Genomic DNA, 21,040 nt, shown 5'->3' on the forward strand with positions numbered 1-21,040 from the left:
CTTATTCGCTGTTTAAGATCATTTACCTATCGTTAATTCCTTAATTGTGACACAAATTCGCGAATTTGCAAGAGTCCTTGTTCACGCGTGGATTCGGATTTCAGCTCGGGAAGCACCTTTTCGATCTGCTTCACGATGGCGCTTCCTACCACCACCCCATCGCAAATCTCGGAGAACCGGTCCACCTGCTCCCGGCTTGAAATCCCGAACCCGATGGCAATGGGAAGCGTCGTGGAATTTTTAACCGTCTGGAGGAAATCGTTAATCCCCTCAAAAAATTGCGAACGTGTTCCCGTTACCCCAAGGGAAGACACGCAATAGATAAAGCCCGCCGCCTCGGAAACAATTCGCGCAATCCTCTCGTTCGACGTGGGAGCCACGAGCGGAATCAAATGGATACTATGTTTAACGGACAGCTCTTTAAGCGGTCCATGCTCTTCAATGGGAAGATCCGGAATGATTAAGCCGCTGATCTCATTTTCCAGAACCAGATCGAAGAAGTGTTCCAGTCCAAGCTGAAGAACCGGGTTGTAATAAGTGAACAGGATAAAGGGAAGCTTGCTCCCCTGCTCCCGGCATGTTTTGGCCACACGCATACAATCCACAATCGTGATCCGGTTCTGAAGAGCTCTCTGCGAAGAGCTTTGAATAACGGGGCCATCGGCCAAAGGATCGGAGTAGGGGACCCCAAGCTCCACGATATCGGCTCCGGCCGCCTCCAATTCGTGAACGATAGCAACGGTTGTCTCCACATCCGGGTCTCCAACCGTGATAAAAGGGATTAGGGCGGTGCGGTTCTGTTCTTTTAACGATTGAAACGCTGCGTCGATACGGTTCATTGATTTTGGCCCCCCAGGTAGCTCATGATGGACTCCACGTCCTTATCCCCTCTTCCGGAGAGGGAGACCACGATGATTTGGTCCTTCGGCAGGGTAGGAGCCACCTTCATGGTCTGGGCGATCGCATGGGCACTTTCCAGTGCGGGAATGACTCCTTCCGTGCGGCTCAGAAACTGCAGCGCGTCCAGTGCTTCCTGGTCAGTGATCGGAACATATTCCGCCCGTTCGGTATCTTTCAAGAAAGCATGCTCCGGACCGATCCCCGGATAGTCCAGACCCGCGGAAATGGAATGCGCTTCTTGAACCTGTCCATGCTCATCCTGAAGCAGGTAGCTGAACGACCCTTGGAACACCCCATGCTTCCCTCGCGTCATCGTCGCCGCATGCTTATCGGTGTGAAGCCCGTGTCCGGCTGCTTCCACTCCCATCAGACGAACGTCCTTGTCCTGAACGAACGGATAGAAAATCCCCATGGCATTGCTGCCGCCGCCGACGCAAGCGATCACCAGATCCGGAAGACGGCCTTCCTGCTCGAGAATCTGCTTACGCGCTTCATCTCCAATGATTCGCTGAAAATCCCTTACGATCATCGGATAGGGATGGGGACCGGTTACCGAGCCCAGGATATAGAAAGTATCTTCAACATGGCTCACCCAGTAGCGGAGCGTTTCGTTGCAGGCGTCCTTAAGGGTCCGCGAGCCCGACGTCACCGGAACGACTTCCGTACCCAGCAGATTCATACGGAACACGTTCAGCTGCTGGCGGCGGATGTCCTCTTCGCCCATGAACACTTTGCATTCAAAGCCCATCAGGGCGGCTACGGTAGCCGTCGCAACACCGTGCTGGCCCGCTCCCGTTTCGGCAATAATTTTCTTCTTGCCCATCCGCTTCGCCAGCACGGCCTGGCCGATCGCATTGTTGATTTTGTGAGCGCCCGTATGGTTGAGATCCTCGCGCTTCAAGTAGATCTTCGCTCCGCCCAAAGCCTGCGTGAGCCGTTCCGCATAGTATAGATTGGTCGGCCTGCCCGAATATTTCACCAGCAGATCATGAACCTCGCTTGTAAATTCGGGATCCTGGGAATATTTATGGTAAGCCTCTTCCAGCTCGATGAGAGCGTTCATTAAAGTTTCCGGTACGTATTTGCCTCCGAATTTGCCGAATCGGCCGTACTGGTCCGGTAACGTATTCACAGCCCTTTCACCCTTTCCACGAATGCTTGTATTTTGGTCGAATCCTTGACTCCCTCAGTCTCCACACCGCTCGATACGTCGACTCCGTCCGGCCGGTACCGCTCGATCAAACCGGCTACATTGTCCGATGTCAGCCCTCCGGCGACCAGAAGCTTCATCCCCAGCTTATGCGCCGCTTCCCGATATCCCAGAATGAGGTCCCAGGCGAACGTCTTCCCGCCGCCCCCTCCATGGACAGGCTCAAACGTATCCAACAAAATCGCATCGGCGGCACCCCGGTAAGGAGACAGCTGTTCCTCCGCCTCCTTAGAGCCGGAATCCGGACGGATCGAGATCACCTTGAAAACCTTCACGCCGAACTTGTCCCTCGCATAACGGCAAAGGAACGGAGATTCTTGCCCGTGCAGCTGAATGACATCCAGCCTTGCCTGTTCCATTACCTCACTCATGTATTCTTCCGTCGGGTTCACAAACACGCCTACCGTCCGGGGCAGGGAAGCGAGGCCAGTAGCCCGCATCAACTCCAGGAACCTTCCGGCTTGAGCGGCCGTGATCCGGCGTTTGCTAGGTGCAAACATAAAACCGATGTAATCGATAGGATAAGAAAGAATGCGCTCGAGAGTAGCTTCATCGGTAATCCCGCATATTTTGACCTCGGCTGCCGTCATAGCTAGTTCACTCCCGCTCCGGGCACACCGAGAAGATCCTCAATGGCACGACCAACGGAAGGCTGGCGCATAAAGTGCTCGCCGATCAGCAGAGCCCGGGCCCCCGTCGAGTATAGGTAGTCGATTTCTTCCGGCTTGGAAATGCCGCTTTCGCTCACAATGGTTTTTCCGGCGGGGATGGTCTTCGCCAGCTCCTCCGTTGTCTTGAGGTCGGTCACGAACGTCTTCAGGTTGCGGTTGTTGATCCCGATCAGCTCGGCATCGAGGGAGAGCACACGATCCAGCTCCTCCTGATCGTGAACCTCCACCAGCGCATCCAGACCAAGGTCCAGGCTCAGCTGCAAGAACTCTTTCATTTGACCCGTGGTCAGGATAGCCGCAATAAGGAGCACGGCGTCCGCTCCGATGACGCGGGCTTCATAGATTTGCCGGTAATCAATCGTAAAGTCCTTGCGAAGCAGCGGCACCTTAACCACTTGGCGCACCGCGCTCAAATAGGCATTGCTGCCTTGAAAGTAATCGGTATCGGTCAAGACGGAGATGCAGTCCGTTCCGGCTTCTTCATACGCCTTGGCAATGGCAGCAGGCTCAAAATCCTCCCGGATCAGCCCTTTCGAAGGGGAAGCCTTCTTAACCTCCGCAATAAGCCCCATCCGGCGCTGACGTCCTTCCGTCAACGCCCGGGCAAACCCTCTCGTAGGAGGAAGCTCCGCGATTTTTTTCTCCATTTCGGCAAGGGAGAATCCATTCTTCAACCCTTCGACTTCTCTGCGTTTGGTATCAACAATTCGATCAAGAAACATGGCTGAACGCTCCCGTACATTGGACTAGCTCCCGCAGCTTATCGGCGGCACGTTTGGAATCGATAACCGCTGCCGCTAATTTTACACCTTCCTGCAGGGTCGAGCAACGCTCCGACACATAGAAGCAGGCTCCGGCATTGGCGAGCACGATATCCCGATGAGCTCCCCGGCTGCCATGTAGAATGGCTTCGATGATTTCTGCATTGGTCTGGGCGTCGCCGCCCGCCACATCGTTCATCGTATAGGTTCCGAGCCCCAATTCATCCGGGCTGATCTCATAAGTGCGGATCGCCGAATTTTTCAGCTCGGTTACCTGGGTTGGGGCTGAAATGCTGATTTCATCCAACCCGTCGTAGCTCGCCACAACCATGCCGCGGCGGAGCTTCAAGGCGTGCAGCACTTCGGCGATTAGCTCCGTTTTGCTGCGGTCGAAGACGCCGAGAAGCTGACGATCGGCTCCGGCCGGATTGGTAAGCGGCCCCAGAAGGTTGAAAACGGTGCGAATGCCGAGCTCGCGGCGAGGAGCCGCGGCGTGCTTCATAGACTGGTGGTACGACATGGCAAACAGGAAGCAAATGCCGATCTGATCCAGGCAGCGGGACGCCTGTGCGCCGTCCAAGTGAATGTTAACCCCGAGAGCCTCCAGCACATCGGCGCTTCCGCTCTTGCTCGACATGGCCCGGTTCCCGTGCTTCGCTACCCGGATTCCGCCGGCCGCGGCTACGAGTGCGGAGGCGGTGGAAATGTTAAACGTGTTCGCGCCGTCCCCCCCGGTTCCGCACGTGTCCAGAAGATCAAACTGCTCCGTCTCCACTCGGTTGGCCCGGCTTCTCATCGACTCCGCAAAGCCGGTAATTTCCTCGGACGTTTCCCCTTTCATTCTCAGGGCGGTCACCAGGCTGCCGATTTGGGCGTGAGTCGCTTCCCCTTCCATGATCTCATCCATGACCATTCTCGCTTCTTCCCTGCCCAGGCTTCCGCCTCCGGTAATCGTGGCGATCGCCTGCTGGATCTTCAATTTGGTCTCCATAGTGAATTCCTCCCGATTAAAGTTGAACAAAATAATCGCTGTTGATCTCTGCAGGCTGTTCCTTCTTACCGGTAAAAATGGCTTCCGCCATGCGGATCGATTTCAGCAGAGCTTTGGCTTTGTTCTCCGTCTCTTCAAATTCCTTCTCCGGGACGGAATCCCATACAATCCCCGCTCCCGCCTGTACATAGGCTTTGCCGTTCTTGAAGATGATCGTCCGGATCGTGATGCACGTATCGAGGTTTCCGGAGAAGCCCAAGTATCCGATGGCCCCCGCATAAGCACCCCGCGACTCGTTCTCGAGCTCGGCGATGATCTCCATCGCTCTCAGCTTGGGAGCCCCCGATACCGTTCCCGCCGGCAGGCAGGAAATAAAGGCATCGAAGAAATCCTTGTCCTCGCGGATGGTTCCGACCACGTTCGAGACGATGTGCATCACATGCGAGTAACGCTCGACTTCCATGAACGTATCGCACTTCACCGTTCCGAATTTCGCTACCCGCCCGATGTCGTTCCTTCCGAGATCTACGAGCATCAGATGCTCCGCCCGTTCCTTCTCGTCCGCCAGCAATTCCTTCTCGAGCGCCAAATCCTCTTCCGTGGTGCGGCCGCGCGGCCGGGTCCCGGCAATCGGCCGGGTTTCTACCTTGTGATCCTCCACCCGGACAAGCAGCTCGGGAGAAGTGCCCACGATGACCTCGTCGTCCATTTTCAGATAATACATATAGGGGGAGGGATTCATCGTTCTCAGCACCCGGTACACCTGCAGGGGCGAAACGGCGGTCTCAATCTCAAAGCGCTGGGATAGCACCACCTGAAAAATATCCCCGGCCCGGATGTATTCCTTCGCCTGCTCGACATTGGAGATGAATTTCTCTTTGGTGACGTTCGATTGGATTTCCCCCAGCTCCACTTCTTCCGGAATGGTGTGCTGGGTCAGGTGCGAAGGGGCCAGCGGTCTTCTCAGCTTCTCGATCGTGGCGTCGATTCGGGCACAGGTCCGGTTGTATTCCTCGGCAATTTCCGCATCGGAGGCAAACGGAGGGACATGCACATTCGCGATAACCTTCAGCTGCTGCTTGAAGTGGTCGAAGACGACCAGCTGGTCGCAGAACATGAACTGAATGTCGTTCATTTGCAGATCGTCCGTCCGGTGCTTCGGAAGGTTCTCATAATACTGAAGGAGATCGTATCCGAAAAAGCCGACCGCCCCTCCGGTCAATCGGGGCATATCCGGCAGGGAAGGACTGCGGTAAGCCCTCAGGTAGGCTTTCAGCACCTCCAGCGGCTTCTCGTGATGGACCTTCGTCTCCGAGCCCTTCGTGACTTCGATCGCTCCGTTCTTTCCGCGGATCATCAGGAAGGGATCGGTCCCGATAAAGGAATAACGCGCCCATTTAACCCCGCCTTCCACACTTTCCAGCAGAAACGCCCGGGGCTCCTCGTGAAATTGCTGAAACACGCGAATCGGGGTTTCGGTGTCCGCCAGCAAATGCCGGACAACGGGAATCAGGTTGAAGGTTTTGGCGTAGCGGATAATCTCCTGCAGCTCAGGGGTATACATGGGCACCTCTCCTTTGGTATGGGGGAGTTGATGATTTAAACAAAAAAACCTCTGCCGGAAGGCAGAGGCAAACGTTGTAATATGTAAGGAGTTCGGAATAGTCAAATAAATCGGACATGGCCCAAGAAGCCCGTGCTTCTCATCCTGTCTCCCTCGACTCCGCTCAACATATCTCAACTCATCTCAACTCTTCTTCCTTCATATTACCTTACCTGACGACGATCCGTCAATGCCTGGAAAGCAGCCTTTACCCTTTCGCCTGTACAATATCGGGACGTAGGCTTTTGGCTTCATTTAAATAAACATGGCGGATTTCGTTCTGTTTCTTGGTGGTGTTAATATGAACCATCAGTCGAATGCATTTCGGCAGGCTCGGCTTCACCGGGATCTCGATGGAGCACATCAAGGGGACCAGCTCCCAGCCGCCCATCTGGCGAATGGCTCTCGCCGGGAACGTGGCGGTCAAATCTTCCGTTGTCGTGATGAAGACACTCGCGATGTCTTCCGGAACCACGTCGTTCTCCACTACAATCTGATTCAGCATCTCGATGGTCGCCTGCAAGATTTCTTGCTCTTCATTGTTCTCCACGGTAGTCGCACCGCGAATTCCACGTACCCACATCATCTAGGCCTCCCGCTTCAGTTCTTCCACTACTTCTCTGACCCACTCGACCGGAACCTGCTTGTTGATTTCAACCCGGCCGATTTCCGTAGGCAGGACAAAGACCGTGCGGCCTTCCTTAAATTTCTTGTCGTGCATCATCGCTTTCATAATCCGGTCGGTATCGAGGTGCTCCGGCAGCCGGACCGGCAGTCCGAATTTGGCCAGAATGCGCTTCGTCTCGGTGTAGATCCGTACCGAACGGCCCATTCTCACAGCCAGCTTAGCAGAGCCGACCATTCCGATGGAAATGGCTTCCCCGTGAAGAAGCTCGTTGTAGCCGGCGACCGCTTCCAGTGCATGACCTATCGTGTGGCCGAGGTTAAGAATAGCCCTCAGGTCGTTTTCCTTCTCATCTTGGGAAACGACATACGCTTTGACCTGGCAGCCCATGTATAGGCCGTATTCCAGCTTATCATGCTCAAGGGCCAGAATCTCCTCCGCATGCTGATCCAGCCAAGCCGTAAATTCCGCATCCCAGATCAAGCCGTGCTTGATCATTTCGGATAACCCGGCGCGAATCTCGCGCTCGGGAAGCGTCCGAAGCGTGGCCGTATCGTAGAGAACGAGCTCGGGCTGATGAAATGCACCGATAATGTTCTTCGCCTTCGGATGATTGACGGCAACCTTGCCGCCGACGCTGCTGTCATGAGCAAGAATGGTTGTAGGAATCTGAACGAAACGGATTCCTCTCATGTAGCTTGCGGCCACGAAGCCGGCGAGGTCCCCCACAACACCGCCGCCAAGAGCCACGATGGCGGAGCTTCGGTCGAGGCCCGCATCCAAGGCAGCACCGATAATGTCCTCGAGTACGCTGAGGGCTTTGGACCTTTCTCCTGCGGCTACCACGTAAGAGGCGACTTGATAGCCGCCCGCCATTAGACTTTGCGTTATCCGATCCAGATACACGGGAGCCACATGCTCGTCGGTAACGATCATTAAAGGAGAAGCTTTGCGAATGTCATGCTTCTCGAACAAGGAAGCGATCTCGTCGAGGATTCCCTCTCCAATGTAGATGGGATAGGAACGGTCCCTTAAGTTAACCTGCAGCTCTCTCATCCTAGTAGCTCTCCACTTGGGCTTGGTAATTCGCCAGGTTCGCCCGAATTTCTTCGATGGAGTCCCCGCCGAATTTTTCCATGAAAGCTTGCGCGATCTCCCAAGCCACCACATTCTCCATGATGACGCCCGCTGCCGGAACGGCACATGTATCGGAGCGTTCTACTTGAGCGGTGAACGTTTCCTTCGTATCAATGTCAACGCTTTGAAGGGCCTTATAGAGGGTCGAGATCGGCTTCATGACGCCGCGTACGACAACCGGCTCTCCCGTGGTCATTCCGCCTTCCAAACCGCCGGCGCGGTTGGAAGCCCGGTGGAAGCCCTTCTCTTCATTATAGCGGATTTCGTCATGGACCTTAGAGCCCCGGAGCGACGCCGCCTCGAAGCCGATGCCGAATTCCACGCCTTTGAATGCTTGTATGGAGAGCACCGCCTGGGCAATCCGCCCATCGAGCTTCCGATCCCATTGGACGTGGCTGCCGAGTCCGACCGGCACTCCTTCCACAATGACTTCCACAATGCCGCCTAACGTATCCCCGTCTTCCTTGGCCGCATCGATAGCCGCAATCATCTTCGCTTCCGCTTCTTTGTCCGCTACCCGTACCGGAGACTCTTCCGTCATTCGGATCAGTTCATCCAAGGAGAGGTCGGACCGCTTCGCTTCCACATCGCCGATGCGCAGAACCTGTCCGGCCACCTTAATCCCGAATTCGGCCAACAGCTCCCGAGCCAAAGCTCCGACCGCTACGCGGGCCGTCGTTTCACGGGCACTGGATCTCTCCAGAATGTTCCGCAGGTCCTTCTGGTTATATTTCAAGCCGCCGTTCAGATCCGCATGTCCCGGACGGGGGCGGTGCACCCTTCTTCTTCCTTCGTTGTCTTCATCGACCGGCTCGGAGCCCATGATTTTGGTCCAGTGCTTCCAGTCGTTGTTCTCCACCACCAACGCGATGGGCGCTCCGGTCGTTTGGCCGTGCCGGACTCCGCCTTTCAGCTGAGCCGTATCCTTCTCGATCTGCATCCGCAGTCCCCGGCCGTATCCCTTCTGCCTGCGGGCCAGCTGGAAATTGATATTGTCCAGAGCAACCTTCAGGTTGCTGGGCATTCCTTCAATAATGGCCGTCAGCTGCGGGCCGTGTGTTTCTCCTGCCGTTAAGTATCTCACGTCGTAAGCTCCCCTCGTTATCCCAAAACCTCTTGCGCCAAACACGCTTTAGCGCTTTTATGTGCTAATTATAGTATAGGTGTCACGGTTTGACAAGAAACGCTAGCTTGGTAACCGCACGCCAAAAAGGCCGCAAGCCCCCCGGTCTGCCTTACGCAAACCATGATGGACATCGCGGCCCAGCTTCCAAAAAGAGAATCAACCTTTGAGAGACTCCTTCGCCCGGTTCGTCACCGGCGGATCAAACCGGTTGTCGCTGACGGCACGAAAAAGCAGCATGGAATCAATCCCGAGAATTTGAGCGCACTCTTCTCTGCTGATCATTCCCCGGCGGTAGGCGGTAATGACCTTTCTTTTGTCCATAGACGGACCTCCTGAAAATACCTTTCTACGACTAGTATGGGCAACCGTTTGGCCGGGTATACCCCAGGTCCTGGGCCGCACTCTAGTGCTTATCCGGTAACACTCCAAGATAAGGCCCTCCTGCTACAGTTTACGGTAGAAAAAAGTATCCGCCGGCTCCAGTCCGTATTGCCCCGGAGTAAAAATCTGCTCCGTGCTCCCCACAAAAAGAATGCCGCCCGGCTTAAGAGCATCCGAAAATTTGTGATAGAGAAGCTGCTTCGCCTCTTCGGTAAAATAAATCATGACGTTGCGGCATATGATCAAGTCCTGTCCCGGCTCGAACCGGTCGGTCAGCAGATTCTGCTTCTGAAACCGGATCGGCTTCTTCAGTTCTTCCGTCACGCGGTACTCGCTGCCTTCCTTTCGGAAATAGCGCGCCAGCATAGCGGCCGGAACATCCCTTACGGACCGGTCCGGATAAGTCCCTTGACGGGCCTTTTCCAATGCACCCTCATCTATATCCGTTGCGGTAATCTGAACTTCTCCCTGGGCACCGAGATCAGCGAGAATCATCGATAGTGTATAAGGCTCTTCCCCTGTCGAGCAGGCGGCACTCCAGCACTTCACTCGTGTGTGCCTACGGCGCATCTCCGGCAGAAATTTCGTCTGAAGCACTTCCCAACGGTTGGGGTTGCGCCAGAATTCCGAAACGTTGATCGTCATGCGGTCCAGAAACTCATAAAGCAGCCTCTTGTCTCCCGCTATCGCGTCATAGAACGCGCCGAACGAAGAAAAGCCCTTCTTCATCCGAAGCGTAGTAAGCCTTCGTTTCATCTGGGCTTCCTTGTATTGATTCAAATCGATGGATGTCAGCTCTTTGATCTTCTTAACAAATTGAGCAAAATCCCGGTCTTCCGTTATTTCCATACCCATCACTCTCCACCAATCCGTTATGTCTCTTCAACAATTCCATACGGATCGGCGGATTCCTGCCGGGTTAGATCCACTTTTGGATGGTTCTTTCGTAATTCACGATTTCTTCCTCCCGGAAGAAGTTCGCGATTTCACGTTCCGCGCTCTCCGGAGAGTCAGAGCCGTGAATGATGTTATTGCCGGTATGTACGGCGAAATCTCCGCGGATGGTTCCGGGCTGAGCGTCCAGCGTGTTGGTTTTGCCCATCAGCATGCGGGAAATCGTAATAACCTGATCCCCCTGCCAAACCATTCCGAAAACCGGTCCGGATGTGATGAAGGAAATCAGTTCTTCATAGAAGGATTTTCCTTGATGCTCAGCATAATGCTTCTCCGCTTGCTCGCGCGAGATCACCATCAGCTTGGCAGCCGCCAGCTGGAAGCCTTTCTGCTCCAGACGCTTAACGACTTCACCAATTAATCCGCGCTGGACTCCGTCCGGCTTAACCATAATAAAGCTTCTTTCCATGCCTTAACTCCTCCTGAATTCTAATAATGTCGACTTAATAGGAACGATTCCCCACGAAATGCGCGATGCGGATGAGGTCCTTCTTCGCTTGCCGGGCGGGGAGCCCGTCCAATGCTTCGATGGCTCTGTCAATGTAGCGGGACGCCAAGTCCTCCGCCCTCTTCACTCCTCCGGAACGCCGGATGGCTTCCAGAAAAGGGGTGACATCCCCTTGCCCCTCCGCTTCCCGGATGCTCTCAATCTGCTCAAGAAGAAGAACCTTCCGCTGCGGATCCTGAAGGGCAAACAGCACCGGCAGGGTAATGTTGCCCTGCTTGATATCGCTCCCTGGCGGTTTGCCAATCTGCTGCTCCGTCCCGTTAAGATCAAGCACGTCATCGCGGATTTGGAACGCCATTCCTACATTATAACCGAAACGGTACAGTTTGTCGCAAACGCTTGCAGAGGCTCCTGCCGCCACCGCACCCAGCTGGCAGCTAATCGCGATTAAATAAGCCGTTTTGCGCTTGATCCGGAGAAGGTAATCCCTCACGGTCTGGCCGGTATGAAAGAAGAACCGGATCTGCTCCATCTCCCCGACGCTCATTTCCACGATGGCATGCGACATGATTTGGTGAATCTCGGGCTGGGGCAGCCGGGTTACGACGCCAAGGGCTCTCGCAAAGATATAGTCTCCCGTGTACATCGCAATCCGGTTGTCCCATTTGGACTTGACGGTAGGCTGCCCCCGTCGGGTAGCCGCATCGTCAATGACGTCGTCATGAACCAGAGAAGCCATATGGATGAGTTCCATGGACACAGCGACATTTTTGAGCGTTTCCAGGTCATAATTCCCAAACCGGCCGGCGAGCAGGACAAAGACAGGCCGGATCCGCTTTCCGCCTGCCTTCAGAAGATGAACCGAGGTCTCGTTCAGAAGAGCATGATCGGACTGAACGCTGCTCTCCAGCTCTTTCTCGATATTGGCCAAATCTTTTTTATACCTGGAATAAATATCTATAATCTTCATTGTTTCACCCGTTTAGCGGATTTATACCCCCAGATTTGCAGATCCACCGGCTCATGAACCAGTCCCAATTCGTAAGCATACCGGTAGTACAGCTCCAGTCCCTTCCATTGGTCAGGACCGAAATCATAACAGAGATTGGCAAAATACTGCTTCCAATACTCCTCGGTGCCTCCGATCCGATCCGCCGCCTCGGCAATCATCTCACCGGGATCCCGCAGGCCCTGTTCTTTGCTCCCCAGAAAGGCTTCATACAATTCGTTAATCAACTCCGGTGCGGCTTCAGCCGCCTGCTTACGGACCACCCAAACGGCGAAGGTCATGCCAAGACCGGTCAACCGGTGCCACTCTTCCCCAAGATCGGTGACCTTGTACTTCGTATTGGCCCATCCGGCCCGGATAGCGTCATCGCCGATAAGCAGGGCAGCGTCCGCCTCCTGCATCATTTCCTCAAGGGATGGAGCGGCATACCGGTAATCCGGGCGGCCCTGATGGAATTTCTCCAATAGAATTTTGAGAAGATTAACCGAGGTCGCCGAAGTGGTCGGCAGCATGACCCTTCCGTTCGCAATTTCCTCAATGGGCTTCTCGTGAAAAAGCAGAATGGATTTGACCCGATTCCCCGCACTAACCGATAAATCCGGCAGAAGAACGTAATCTTTGAAGTTGGCGCCGTAAGCAAAGGAGGATACCGGACTGGCGTCGATTTCGCCTTCGGCCAGCGCCTGATTAAGCATGGTCGGCACCTGGGAAACCAGCTCGATCCGATCCCGGAACCTTGCCTCCGGAAAATGATAATAAATCGGCCAAACATTCGTGAAATTAATTCTTCCTAAGCGAAATCTCCTGTTGTTCATGATTTTCTCCCCATCTTCTGTATACATCATGCTCGATTCCCATCGAATCCATAACCTTGCCTACCAGAAAATCCACCATCTCCTGTATGGATGCAGGCTTATGATAAAAAGCAGGCATAGCCGGGATGATACGCGCCCCCATCCGGGATAAGGTCAGCATGTTCTCTAGATGAATGGAATGAAGCGGACTTTCCCTCGGAACCAGGAGCAGGGGACGTCCTTCCTTCAGCATAACGTCAGCCGCACGCTCCAGCAAATTGTCCGACGCGCCTCGTGCCACCCCCGCCAAGGTTCCCATGGAGCAGGGGACAATGACCATACCGGCGGTCCGGAACGAACCGCTCGCGATACTCGCCCCAATATCCTGGATCGGATGGTAGGTCAGCCGGTCTCCCGCATCCGGAAAATGCTTCTCCAGCATCTCCTTCCGTTTGGAGGCGTTCCAGTCCAGTTCGTCATGCAGCACCCGCCAGCCGGCATCCGTAATGACGAGATGAACCCGGCAGCCAAACTCGAGCAGGTACCGGCACAGCGTAACTCCGTAAACGGCACCGCTCGCCCCCGTTATTCCGACAATCCACGGCCTGTTCATAAATAACGCACCGACAGATCGACGAGGGTAAAGACGAACATCACAATGCTGAGCACCCCATTCAAGGTAAAGAAGGCCGTGTTCAGCTTGGACAGATTCGTCGGAGAAACAAGCCGGTGCTCATAGATAAGAATCAAATAAGCGATCATAAGCCCGGCGAAGTACCACCAGCTCAAGTCCGTCATAAAGAACAAGATAATCAGGCCAACCGCCGTAATGAGGTGGAATACTTTGGCCAGTAGCAGCGCCTTCTCAAGCCCGAACCGGCTTGGAATGGAATAAAGTCCTTCTTTGCGGTCAAACTCGATGTCCCCGCAGGCATAGATGACGTCGAAGCCCGCCGTCCAGAAGGCAATGGAGAAATAGAATACCATGGCGGCAGCATTGACGCTTCCGGTTACGGCGACCCAGCCCCCGAGCGGAGCCAGGGCAATGGTTAGACCCAGAATGACATGGCACAGCCAGGTAAACCGCTTCGTATAAGAGTAAAAGACCAGAAAAAAAACAGCAACCGGTAGCAGGCTCATCGCCAGGGTGCTGAGCTGAGAGGCCGCTACAAACAAGAGGACAAAGGAAACCGCAATAAACAATAGAACTTCCTTCGAAGACAACAGACCCGCCGGGATGGCCCTCCCCGCTGTGCGGGGATTCTTCTTGTCGAAAACCTTATCGATGACCCGGTTAAGTCCCATCGCGGCGCTCCGTGCCCCGAACATGGCAAGGGTTATCCAGCCGATCTGGCCCCAGCTTGGAAGATGCCCGAACATGACAACCGCACCAAGCAGGGCTCCCATGAAGGCAAAGGGAAGGGCGAATAACGTATGCTCGAATTTGATCATTTCAAGAAAAATTTTAACTTTACGCATGTTGGCTTGCCTCCGGTCCCTGCTTGATGTTCTCCTTGAATCCGATATGAAGGGCGGCGATTCCTCCCGTCAGCGGATAGGCTTGGACATTCGTCAGTCCGATCTGCCGGAAAATGCCGGCTAGCTGCTGGTGATCGGGAAAGCTGACTAAGGATTCGGGAAGCCATTTGTACTGTTCGTAGCGCTTGGCAATCAGCTTGCCCATGAGCGGAAGAAGCCGCTGAAAGTAAAAGTAATAAATGGATTTGAACGGCTGCCAGGTAGGCTTGGAAAGCTCCAGGCAGACCACTTGTCCGCCGGGCTTCACGACCCTCTGCATTTCCCTAAGCACCTGCTCCAGGTCCGGTACGTTCCGAAGCCCGAAGCCGATGGTGGCATAGTCAAAGGAATGGTCATCATAAGGAAGACTCATGGCATTACCTTGTACGAGCGTAATTTGCTCGTTCCGGCCGGCAGCCTTGACCTTCTCCGCCCCGTAATCCAGCATATGCTGGCTGAAGTCCAGCCCTACAATGGGCCCTGTGCCGCTCGCTTTGGCAAGAGAAAGCGTCCAATCGCACGTTCCGCAGCACAGATCGATGGCTGTCGCTCCCGCAGGCACCTTCATCTTCTTCATCGTAAAGCTTCTCCAGGCTTTATGCCGGCGAAAGCTCAATATGTCGTTCATCAAGTCGTATTTGGGAGCGATGCTCTCGAATACGGAATGGACGAACTGTTCTTTGTTCTTCATATCCTGACGACTCCCTTATCGCTCTTCCAGCACTTTGTTTCCTTTAAGACAGTCCTTCCAAGCGGCAGAGGCGGATTCCACCTCTGCCGCCAGCTTCCCGTTCGACATCCCGTTTCCTATCTTCTCGAACCGGAGCAGCTCCCTTTCCAGCAAAGAAGCAAGCCTTTCCCGTACCCGGTATTTGACGAAGAGAGCCTCTTTCGTTTTGGGCGTGCAGCGGTCCGATTGAATCTGTTTCCTGTCGTCCGCTGCAGCGCTATGGATAAGATACCAATAAATCCAGGAATCCTGCTCTTCTTCCGCTTGGCCTTCCGCCATGTACTCCGCCGCCAATATCTCTAGGCAGGTCGCACTCCTCAGAAGGTCGGGCCATTCCGCCGTTCTCTTCCCGGTCATCAAATAGTGGAAAAGAAGAAACATTTCCATCTGAATGGAAACCTTCTGATCCAGCCACTCTTCCGGGCCGATGACGGCTTGTCTGGTTTGAAGATAGAAATTCATTTTCTTGCGGTTGACTTCACAGATGGCGGAAGCGATCCGATCAATCATCTCGATCTCACCCGCCCGCGCCAGCAGATCATAATAACGGGCGCTGAAGTAGTCACCGGCCAGCACCTTCAACTGAAGGGACCGGGCAGCGGGCTTGTCTTTCCGTTCACTGCGCACAGGCACCGTCTGGTGGGTATCCAATCCCATTTGGACCAGGGAGACAACCAGGGCGTATAGGGTTCTCCGCTCCTCCCCGACTCCCTCTTCCTCAAGGGCAGCCAAAAGAAGCCTTGTCCGGACCTCCGGGTAAGAAGGAAGGTCCGTATAGGTGCGGATCATATCGTAATCGGTATACCACCTGGCCAAATTCTGGATGGATAATTTATTCATCTTGCGCCTCCGCCATCATTAACAATACGTTCCAAAGCTACAGCTTATAATTATAGCATTATTTAATCCAGCCGTACAATCAACGTTACCGGGGCTCTCCCGTTTTGTCGTTCCATCTGGAGGTATAAGAAATCCGGTACAGCTTTCTAAGCTGCTCCGCCAAATCCGGCCGGTCCGGCTTCAATTCGGCCGCCCGCCCATCCCCCGTATCCTCTCTTCTTGCATCCATGGCCATCAGAAGCGGACCGTTGCGCGAGCCACCTCCCGTCTGGTCCAATACCCGGACCGTCACCTGGGAGACATTGGAGGTCCGCAGCAACCCGAAGCGGGTCAGCTCATACAGATCACGGTAAATGTCGCTCTCCCTAGGAGTTCCGTAAGACAGCAGATCCACCTGGAGCACGGAATGACTCCACTGTACATGCCCAATGTCGAGCCGAAACGGAAGACCGCCCAGTTGATCGACCAAATTCTGCTCGTTCAAGGCAGGCAGCTGGTTCGTACGGAAGACGGCCAGTTCACCTCGGGTGCGCCCTTTGTCAAGCTGGGGCAGCCAGGCCATGGCCGCCGCTACCGACCCGGTAAGCGCGAATGTCAGTATAATGCGGATGGAGCTGCGCATCGCGATTCCTCCTTATCCAAGCCTTATACCTCATTCTACAATAGAAAAAAGCAGGCTATGCCTGCTTGGGAGCTCTTATTCTTCCGTGTGGATTTCTCCGAATTTCGTCATGACGACAGCTTTCCCCCGGATCTTGACCGCCGAGGTAAAATCGGTGAACTGAGCAATCATGACCTCTCCCTTGTCCAGCTTCTCCGTATGATGAAACTTAGTATGCTGGCCCCGGGTAAGTCCGATGACCTGGACCCCGTTCTCTTTGGCTTTGATCACGAAATATTCGGCTTGGTTCTGCTCCATCAACTCTAATCCTCCGTTCTTCGATCCTTCCCTCTATGATGCTGTAAATCCGTCCGGAAGTCAACCGGAGGCTCTCTCTTATCCCGATTAGCATTAGGCAGGCAAAAAGAAAGAGACACCGGCCTTGACGGTGTCTCTTTCATGGTCGGAGTAACACGATTCGAACGTGCGACCTCACCCACCCCAAGGGTGCGCGCTACCAGGCTGCGCCATACCCCGACGTACTGCGCAAAAATATAATAAACCAGTTCGGTGGGAGTTGTCAATGCTAGTTTACGCAGAAAAGCCGCATCCACATAAGAGGCAGATACGGCTTCATATCAATAAGTCGCTGGGTACTCGTATGTACGATAAGCCGACTATTGGATTCCGTCTCTCAGAGCTTTACCTGGCTTGAAAGAAGGCACTTTGCTGGCGGCGATTTCGATTTCTTCTCCCGTCTGAGGATTGCGTCCTTTACGGGCGGAACGTTCACGAACCTCGAAATTTCCAAATCCAACAAGTTGAACCTTATCTCCGCTTTGCAGGGCTTCGGAAATGGCATCGAACACGGCTTCTACCGCTTTGGTGGCGTCCTTCTTGGAAAGCTCGGAGGATTCAGCTACCTTGGTAATCAATTCGGATTTATTCATGTCATTCACCTCCTTCTGCTGGTCGTTCTGTTATCTCTTGTTTTAACGGTTTTCCCGCAAAATATACATGCGGTGAGCCTCAACGGTCAAAACTATAGTAATATACCTAAGGGGTATTTGCAAGTCCTGCACCGTTATTTCGACATGCGAAAAGCCCGGGAAGGAGCCTTCCGGTCCGTAGACTGGAAGCGGCTTCCTATACCCGGGGTTATCTGCCAGTAAACCAAGCTTTAAAGGATGATAGCGATCAGTCCGCCGGAGCCTTCGTTGATGATCCGGCCCAGCGTCTCTTGAAGCTTGTAGCGGGCATTGTCCGGCATCATGGCAAGCTTGCCCTGGATCCCTTCCCGTACAATGGAATGGAGCGACCGGCCGAAAATATCGGATTCCCAGATTTTGAGCGGGTTGTCCTCGAAATCCTGCATCAGGTAACGAACCAGCTCTTCGCTTTGCTTCTCTGTCCCGATGATTGGGGAGAACTCCGATTCGACATCCACGCGGATCATATGAATGGATGGCGCGGTTGCTTTCAGCCGAACCCCGAAGCGGGCTCCCTGCCGGATAAGCTCGGGTTCGTCCAAAGCCATTTCGGCCAAGGTCGGCGGGGCGATGCCGTAGCCTGTCGTTTTGACCATTTCAAGAGCTTCGGCAAATTGATCGTATTCCCTTTTGGCGTGGGTAAACTCCTGCATGAGCTGAAGAAGATGATCTTTGCCCCGGATCTCAACCCCCACGACCTCCATCAGGATTTTGTCGTAGAGCTCGTCGGGCGCATACAGATCGATTTCCGCGACGCCCTGACCCATGTTCATGTCCGCAAGAGCGGCTCTTGAAATGAAGTCATACTCGGAGAATTGCCCGACCACCCGGTCCACGTCCCGCAGCCGGCGGATGTCTTGAACCGTATCCCTTACGGAATTCTCGAAGTGGCTCCGCAGCCAGTGATTTTCCTGCAGCACCATGACCCAGCTCGGAAGATTGACGTTTACTTCATGGACCGGGAATTCGTATAGGACTTCTCTCAGAACGGACAGGCATTCGTCTTCTCCCATTTGGGCTACGCTCAAGGTCATCACCGGGATATCATATTTGGCGGCAAGCTCGGTACGAAGCTCGAGTGCCGATTCGCTGTTCGGTCTCGTGGAGTTAATAATGAGAACAAAGGGCTTTCCGACTTCCTTCAGCTCCGCAATCACCCTTTCTTCCGCCTGTACGTAGGAGGAACGGGGGATTTCGGAGATACTGCCGTCTGTCGTGACCACGACGCCAAGGGTGGAATGCTCCTGAATGACCTTGCGCGTTCCGATCTCGGCCGCTTCCTCGAAGGGAATCGGCTCATCGAACCATGGCGTTGAGATCATCCGGGGACCGTTCTCATCCTCGTAGCCTTTGGCTCCCTCCACCGCGTAGCCTACGCAGTCCACGAGGCGGACATTGACGTTTAAGCCTTCCGAGACGGCAATCTGGACGGCGGTATTCGGCACGAACTTCGGTTCGGTCGTCATGATCGTCCGCCCTGCCGCACTTTGCGGGAGCTCATCGGTGGCGCGTGCCCGATCCGACTCATTGCGGATATTGGGCAGAACGCCGGCTTCCATGAAACGCTTGATAAACGTGGACTTGCCTGTGCGGACGGCACCGACGACCCCCAGGTAGATATCCCCGCCGGTACGTTCGGCAATGTCCTTAAAGATGTCGATTTTCTCCAATGAGATCTCCTCCTACAAGTTGGAATGACGATAATAGCGGCAGCGTTCGAACCTTGGACTTGGCGCCCGATCCCTAATAAGAGGAAGCTCCCGTTATCGGATCAGGCATCAGGGAGCCTGGAAGCCATTCCCGGATGTTCGGGCTCGTGATGCGGCCACACTCGTGCATTACTTGGACTAGTATAACTATATGTAGCCGTTCATAGAGTATGCCTGTTTTTTACTAGCTTTTTTCTGTGGGGACAACAGGTCCGTGAAAAAGGGCGGCCAAAACAGCATACGGTAATCGTTATGTCCCTTCCCTTCTGATTATTCCTAGTCATGGGAAGCTTCTATAAAAAGGAAGAACCCGCTTTGTCGTCCGGACAATGCGGGTTCTTCCTTTTTATTCCCTGGTTACGGTCGGTTCGCCGTTCTTCCACGTGTAGGGAAAGGATCGGGCCGGCACGAAATACCCCTCCTCGACCAGAAGAGACCGGAGGTCCTTACCGGGATCTGCCGAGGTAAGTCCCTTGCGGCTCATGGCTTTGGCGATCTCAGGGCCGTAATCGATGCCTACTTTTCCCGTATCATCCATGATGGCGGATAGGGAGGTACGCGAATAAGGACTCTGGAGGGAGAGTTCCTTTTTCTTCAGCTTGGTATAGTCGATATAGGAGAAGCCTTCGGCAAGGGGTTGCCCTTTGGGGAGCGCCCCTTGGTTCTTGGCCTTGTAAGCATCAATCTCCTTCTGCAGGTCCACCATGCGCTGGTAGGACGGCAGGTCCATCATCTTGACCTTGGGGGAGGTTTCGACATCCACCAGGACGTAGAGAGCCGTCCCTCCGTTCTCAAACGCGTTTCCGGGGATGGTGCTCAGAACGTTGTAGTCCTTCAGCTTCTTGAAGTCTATCAAATACTTCTCATAGAGGGGGGTGTCCTCCTCTTTGGTCTTGATGGGCAGAACCCCCCGGCGCTTATGAAATTCATCCACGGCGTTCTGGACGACCGTGATAAATTCCCCGGTAGCCAGCTGATTCTGCTTGATCTTCTCCTCCGAATACATGCATCCGGACGTTACCAGCAGAAGAAAGAGAAGGCACGGAAAAAGCAACATTCTGGCCTTTACCATTCCTGGTCCTCCTTTTGTTTCTGAAGCTGGGCCCGGACAGCCGCCTTCAGCGGGTCTTCCGGCACATGGACCGACACCGGACCGGTTACCCTGGCCTGGCAGGCCAAACGGTACCCTTCCGTGCTCTGGCTTCCGAGCTTCAGCTCTTCGTTTTTGTTCATTGGGGCCAGTCCGGTCTGATCCGGTACCCGAACCTTGCACATGAGGCAGGCAGCCTTGCCTCCGCAGCGCGTCCGGATCTGGACCCGAGCCCGGCGTCCGGCATCGAGCAGAGTGGTTCCCGGCCGGACGGTCACCTTGCGGTCATCCGGCAGGAAATGAATCTCCGGGTGCATGGCTATCGCCCTCCTTCGTAAGCGGGTATTCGGTGAGGCTCTCCAATTTCCTCAGCAGCTCTAGGGATAGCCGGTTGCCCTGTACAATCGCACCGAGGGCAGGCATATGAGCGGCCGGGTTGGCTTTCATCGCCGCCGCCACCGGCTCGTACCGGTCTTCCCGCTCGCGGAGCAGGTTAAAGACCAGCTCATGGGCAAGCGGCATGACCCGTATCCGCTTGTCGATGGAAGGGATAGCCGCATAAGGCTTCAGCACATCCGTTTCCACCCGGTAGAGGGAACCGGTGGCGCGGATTTCGAAACCGCCCACGAGCTCCACGTTAACCCCGCTCACCCTGTAGTGGCTGAGAACGGAGTCATACCGGTCGGTCCGGCTGTGCTGCTGCTCATCCTCCGCCCTATCCGCCAGTAAACGATGCATGTCCCCGACGTGATTCCGGTCCGCGTACAGATCGAGGTCGCGCGGCTCGTTCGGTAGGCGGAGCCCATGCAAAAGCAGCCCGCAGCTGCCTCCGACCATCCATGCCCCCTGATAGGGAGCGAGCCGGTCAGCCAGCAGGCGGAGCGCCTCGGCCATAGAAGCCGGAAGCTTCCGGCATGCTTCATGATTAGTCATTCATCATTACCTGATTTCTC

The 21,040-nt window shown here is 54.6% G+C and carries 25 protein-coding genes and 1 tRNA gene; all 26 read right to left on the reverse strand.

Going from position 1 to position 21,040, the window contains the following annotated elements; translation table 11 throughout:
* Window positions 1-32: 32 nt before the first annotated feature.
* On the reverse strand, window positions 33-839 hold the full coding sequence (gene trpA, locus MJA45_RS16725; RefSeq protein ID WP_315603046.1) for a tryptophan synthase subunit alpha: 807 nt from the start codon (window positions 837-839) through the stop codon (window positions 33-35).
* Window positions 836-2,032 carry a tryptophan synthase subunit beta gene (gene trpB, locus MJA45_RS16730; protein WP_315603047.1) on the reverse strand — a complete coding sequence of 399 codons (1,197 nt, stop codon included), beginning with the start codon at window positions 2,030-2,032 and terminating at the stop codon, window positions 836-838. Before trpB ends, trpA begins: the two co-directional genes overlap by 4 nt.
* Window positions 2,029-2,700, reverse strand: coding sequence for a phosphoribosylanthranilate isomerase (locus MJA45_RS16735; protein WP_315603048.1), 672 nt, complete (start codon window positions 2,698-2,700; stop codon window positions 2,029-2,031). Before MJA45_RS16735 ends, trpB begins: the two co-directional genes overlap by 4 nt.
* A 2-nt stretch (window positions 2,701-2,702) precedes the next feature.
* Window positions 2,703-3,503 carry an indole-3-glycerol phosphate synthase TrpC gene (trpC, locus tag MJA45_RS16740; protein ID WP_315603049.1) on the reverse strand — a complete coding sequence of 267 codons (801 nt, stop codon included), beginning with the start codon at window positions 3,501-3,503 and terminating at the stop codon, window positions 2,703-2,705.
* The gene (gene trpD / locus MJA45_RS16745; RefSeq protein WP_315603050.1) at window positions 3,493-4,533 is read right to left on the reverse strand and encodes an anthranilate phosphoribosyltransferase; all 1,041 of its coding nucleotides are present in this window, start codon (window positions 4,531-4,533) and stop codon (window positions 3,493-3,495) included. The genes trpC and trpD overlap by 11 nt, the downstream gene beginning before the upstream one ends.
* A 16-nt stretch (window positions 4,534-4,549) precedes the next feature.
* Window positions 4,550-6,097, reverse strand: a complete 1,548-nt coding sequence (gene trpE, locus MJA45_RS16750; protein ID WP_315603051.1) for an anthranilate synthase component I — start codon at window positions 6,095-6,097, stop codon at window positions 4,550-4,552.
* Between the two features lie 247 nt (window positions 6,098-6,344).
* Entirely contained in the window at window positions 6,345-6,719 is a 375-nt protein-coding gene (gene aroH / locus MJA45_RS16755; RefSeq protein ID WP_315608042.1) for a chorismate mutase, read from the reverse strand.
* A gap of 3 nt (window positions 6,720-6,722) precedes the next feature.
* Window positions 6,723-7,817: a 3-dehydroquinate synthase gene (aroB, locus tag MJA45_RS16760; protein ID WP_315603052.1), complete on the reverse strand. Its 1,095-nt coding sequence runs from the start codon at window positions 7,815-7,817 to the stop codon at window positions 6,723-6,725.
* Between the two features lies 1 nt (window position 7,818).
* Window positions 7,819-8,982 carry a chorismate synthase gene (gene aroC, locus MJA45_RS16765; protein ID WP_315603053.1) on the reverse strand — a complete coding sequence of 388 codons (1,164 nt, stop codon included), beginning with the start codon at window positions 8,980-8,982 and terminating at the stop codon, window positions 7,819-7,821.
* A gap of 198 nt (window positions 8,983-9,180) precedes the next feature.
* On the reverse strand, window positions 9,181-9,345 hold the full coding sequence (locus MJA45_RS16770) for a hypothetical protein (RefSeq protein WP_315603054.1): 165 nt from the start codon (window positions 9,343-9,345) through the stop codon (window positions 9,181-9,183).
* A gap of 123 nt (window positions 9,346-9,468) precedes the next feature.
* Window positions 9,469-10,254, reverse strand: a complete 786-nt coding sequence (locus MJA45_RS16775) for a CheR family methyltransferase (protein ID WP_315603055.1) — start codon at window positions 10,252-10,254, stop codon at window positions 9,469-9,471.
* A gap of 70 nt (window positions 10,255-10,324) precedes the next feature.
* On the reverse strand, window positions 10,325-10,768 hold the full coding sequence (ndk, locus tag MJA45_RS16780) for a nucleoside-diphosphate kinase (protein ID WP_315603056.1): 444 nt from the start codon (window positions 10,766-10,768) through the stop codon (window positions 10,325-10,327).
* A 34-nt stretch (window positions 10,769-10,802) separates the two neighbouring features.
* Window positions 10,803-11,777 (reverse strand): heptaprenyl diphosphate synthase component II, encoded by a 975-nt coding sequence (hepT, locus tag MJA45_RS16785; RefSeq protein ID WP_315603057.1) that lies wholly within the window; start codon window positions 11,775-11,777, stop codon window positions 10,803-10,805.
* Window positions 11,774-12,631 (reverse strand): menaquinone biosynthetic enzyme MqnA/MqnD family protein, encoded by an 858-nt coding sequence (locus MJA45_RS16790; protein ID WP_315603058.1) that lies wholly within the window; start codon window positions 12,629-12,631, stop codon window positions 11,774-11,776. Before MJA45_RS16790 ends, hepT begins: the two co-directional genes overlap by 4 nt.
* On the reverse strand, window positions 12,597-13,223 hold the full coding sequence (locus tag MJA45_RS16795; RefSeq protein WP_315603059.1) for a UbiX family flavin prenyltransferase: 627 nt from the start codon (window positions 13,221-13,223) through the stop codon (window positions 12,597-12,599). The genes MJA45_RS16790 and MJA45_RS16795 overlap by 35 nt, the downstream gene beginning before the upstream one ends.
* Window positions 13,220-14,089, reverse strand: coding sequence for a UbiA-like polyprenyltransferase (locus MJA45_RS16800; protein WP_315603060.1), 870 nt, complete (start codon window positions 14,087-14,089; stop codon window positions 13,220-13,222). Before MJA45_RS16800 ends, MJA45_RS16795 begins: the two co-directional genes overlap by 4 nt.
* Complete coding sequence (locus MJA45_RS16805; RefSeq protein ID WP_315603061.1) at window positions 14,082-14,819, reverse strand: demethylmenaquinone methyltransferase; 738 nt, start codon at window positions 14,817-14,819, stop codon at window positions 14,082-14,084. The genes MJA45_RS16800 and MJA45_RS16805 overlap by 8 nt, the downstream gene beginning before the upstream one ends.
* Before the next feature lie 15 nt (window positions 14,820-14,834).
* A complete protein-coding gene (locus MJA45_RS16810) occupies window positions 14,835-15,698 on the reverse strand; it encodes a heptaprenyl diphosphate synthase component 1 (protein WP_315603062.1) in 864 nt (287 codons plus the stop codon).
* Window positions 15,699-15,783: 85 nt separating this feature from the next.
* Window positions 15,784-16,320 carry a hypothetical protein gene (locus MJA45_RS16815; RefSeq protein WP_315603063.1) on the reverse strand — a complete coding sequence of 179 codons (537 nt, stop codon included), beginning with the start codon at window positions 16,318-16,320 and terminating at the stop codon, window positions 15,784-15,786.
* Between the two features lie 75 nt (window positions 16,321-16,395).
* A complete protein-coding gene (mtrB, locus tag MJA45_RS16820) occupies window positions 16,396-16,617 on the reverse strand; it encodes a trp RNA-binding attenuation protein MtrB (protein WP_315603064.1) in 222 nt (73 codons plus the stop codon).
* A gap of 142 nt (window positions 16,618-16,759) precedes the next feature.
* A tRNA-Pro gene (locus MJA45_RS16825) sits at window positions 16,760-16,836 on the reverse strand.
* 140 nt (window positions 16,837-16,976) lie between these two features.
* Window positions 16,977-17,249 carry an HU family DNA-binding protein gene (locus MJA45_RS16830; RefSeq protein ID WP_315603065.1) on the reverse strand — a complete coding sequence of 91 codons (273 nt, stop codon included), beginning with the start codon at window positions 17,247-17,249 and terminating at the stop codon, window positions 16,977-16,979.
* 230 nt (window positions 17,250-17,479) lie between these two features.
* On the reverse strand, window positions 17,480-18,958 hold the full coding sequence (gene spoIVA, locus MJA45_RS16835; protein WP_315603066.1) for a stage IV sporulation protein A: 1,479 nt from the start codon (window positions 18,956-18,958) through the stop codon (window positions 17,480-17,482).
* A 385-nt stretch (window positions 18,959-19,343) separates the two neighbouring features.
* Complete coding sequence (locus MJA45_RS16840; protein WP_315603067.1) at window positions 19,344-20,069, reverse strand: hypothetical protein; 726 nt, start codon at window positions 20,067-20,069, stop codon at window positions 19,344-19,346.
* Entirely contained in the window at window positions 20,063-20,404 is a 342-nt protein-coding gene (locus MJA45_RS16845) for a 2Fe-2S iron-sulfur cluster-binding protein (RefSeq protein ID WP_315603068.1), read from the reverse strand. Before MJA45_RS16845 ends, MJA45_RS16840 begins: the two co-directional genes overlap by 7 nt.
* Window positions 20,373-21,020 (reverse strand): nucleotidyltransferase family protein, encoded by a 648-nt coding sequence (locus MJA45_RS16850; RefSeq protein WP_315603069.1) that lies wholly within the window; start codon window positions 21,018-21,020, stop codon window positions 20,373-20,375. The genes MJA45_RS16845 and MJA45_RS16850 overlap by 32 nt, the downstream gene beginning before the upstream one ends.
* Window positions 21,021-21,040: the final 20 nt, after the last annotated feature.

The organism is Paenibacillus aurantius (assembly GCF_032268605.1).
Lineage (GTDB): Bacteria > Bacillota > Bacilli > Paenibacillales > NBRC-103111 > Paenibacillus_AO > Paenibacillus_AO aurantius.

Excerpts from the sequence above, each read along its gene's own strand:
- trpA (WP_315603046.1), bottom strand. The coding sequence starts at position 839 with ATGAACCGTATCGACGCAGCGTTTCAATCGTTAAAAGAACAGAACCGC.
- hepT (WP_315603057.1), bottom strand. The coding sequence starts at position 11,777 with ATGAAGATTATAGATATTTATTCCAGGTATAAAAAAGATTTGGCCAAT.
- aroB (WP_315603052.1), bottom strand. The coding sequence starts at position 7,817 with ATGAGAGAGCTGCAGGTTAACTTAAGGGACCGTTCCTATCCCATCTAC.
- MJA45_RS16790 (WP_315603058.1), bottom strand. The coding sequence starts at position 12,631 with ATGAACAACAGGAGATTTCGCTTAGGAAGAATTAATTTCACGAATGTT.
- MJA45_RS16805 (WP_315603061.1), bottom strand. The coding sequence starts at position 14,819 with ATGAAGAACAAAGAACAGTTCGTCCATTCCGTATTCGAGAGCATCGCT.
- trpD (WP_315603050.1), bottom strand. The coding sequence starts at position 4,533 with ATGGAGACCAAATTGAAGATCCAGCAGGCGATCGCCACGATTACCGGA.
- MJA45_RS16850 (WP_315603069.1), bottom strand. The coding sequence starts at position 21,020 with ATGACTAATCATGAAGCATGCCGGAAGCTTCCGGCTTCTATGGCCGAG.
- trpE (WP_315603051.1), bottom strand. The coding sequence starts at position 6,097 with ATGTATACCCCTGAGCTGCAGGAGATTATCCGCTACGCCAAAACCTTC.
- ndk (WP_315603056.1), bottom strand. The coding sequence starts at position 10,768 with ATGGAAAGAAGCTTTATTATGGTTAAGCCGGACGGAGTCCAGCGCGGA.
- aroH (WP_315608042.1), bottom strand. The coding sequence starts at position 6,719 with ATGTGGGTACGTGGAATTCGCGGTGCGACTACCGTGGAGAACAATGAA.
- mtrB (WP_315603064.1), bottom strand. The coding sequence starts at position 16,617 with ATGGAGCAGAACCAAGCCGAATATTTCGTGATCAAAGCCAAAGAGAAC.
- MJA45_RS16770 (WP_315603054.1), bottom strand. The coding sequence starts at position 9,345 with ATGGACAAAAGAAAGGTCATTACCGCCTACCGCCGGGGAATGATCAGC.
- MJA45_RS16840 (WP_315603067.1), bottom strand. The coding sequence starts at position 20,069 with ATGGTAAAGGCCAGAATGTTGCTTTTTCCGTGCCTTCTCTTTCTTCTG.
- MJA45_RS16830 (WP_315603065.1), bottom strand. The coding sequence starts at position 17,249 with ATGAATAAATCCGAATTGATTACCAAGGTAGCTGAATCCTCCGAGCTT.
- MJA45_RS16815 (WP_315603063.1), bottom strand. The coding sequence starts at position 16,320 with ATGCGCAGCTCCATCCGCATTATACTGACATTCGCGCTTACCGGGTCG.
- trpC (WP_315603049.1), bottom strand. The coding sequence starts at position 3,503 with ATGTTTCTTGATCGAATTGTTGATACCAAACGCAGAGAAGTCGAAGGG.
- MJA45_RS16845 (WP_315603068.1), bottom strand. The coding sequence starts at position 20,404 with ATGCACCCGGAGATTCATTTCCTGCCGGATGACCGCAAGGTGACCGTC.
- MJA45_RS16735 (WP_315603048.1), bottom strand. The coding sequence starts at position 2,700 with ATGACGGCAGCCGAGGTCAAAATATGCGGGATTACCGATGAAGCTACT.
- MJA45_RS16775 (WP_315603055.1), bottom strand. The coding sequence starts at position 10,254 with ATGGAAATAACGGAAGACCGGGATTTTGCTCAATTTGTTAAGAAGATC.
- MJA45_RS16800 (WP_315603060.1), bottom strand. The coding sequence starts at position 14,089 with ATGCGTAAAGTTAAAATTTTTCTTGAAATGATCAAATTCGAGCATACG.
- MJA45_RS16810 (WP_315603062.1), bottom strand. The coding sequence starts at position 15,698 with ATGAATAAATTATCCATCCAGAATTTGGCCAGGTGGTATACCGATTAC.
- MJA45_RS16795 (WP_315603059.1), bottom strand. The coding sequence starts at position 13,223 with ATGAACAGGCCGTGGATTGTCGGAATAACGGGGGCGAGCGGTGCCGTT.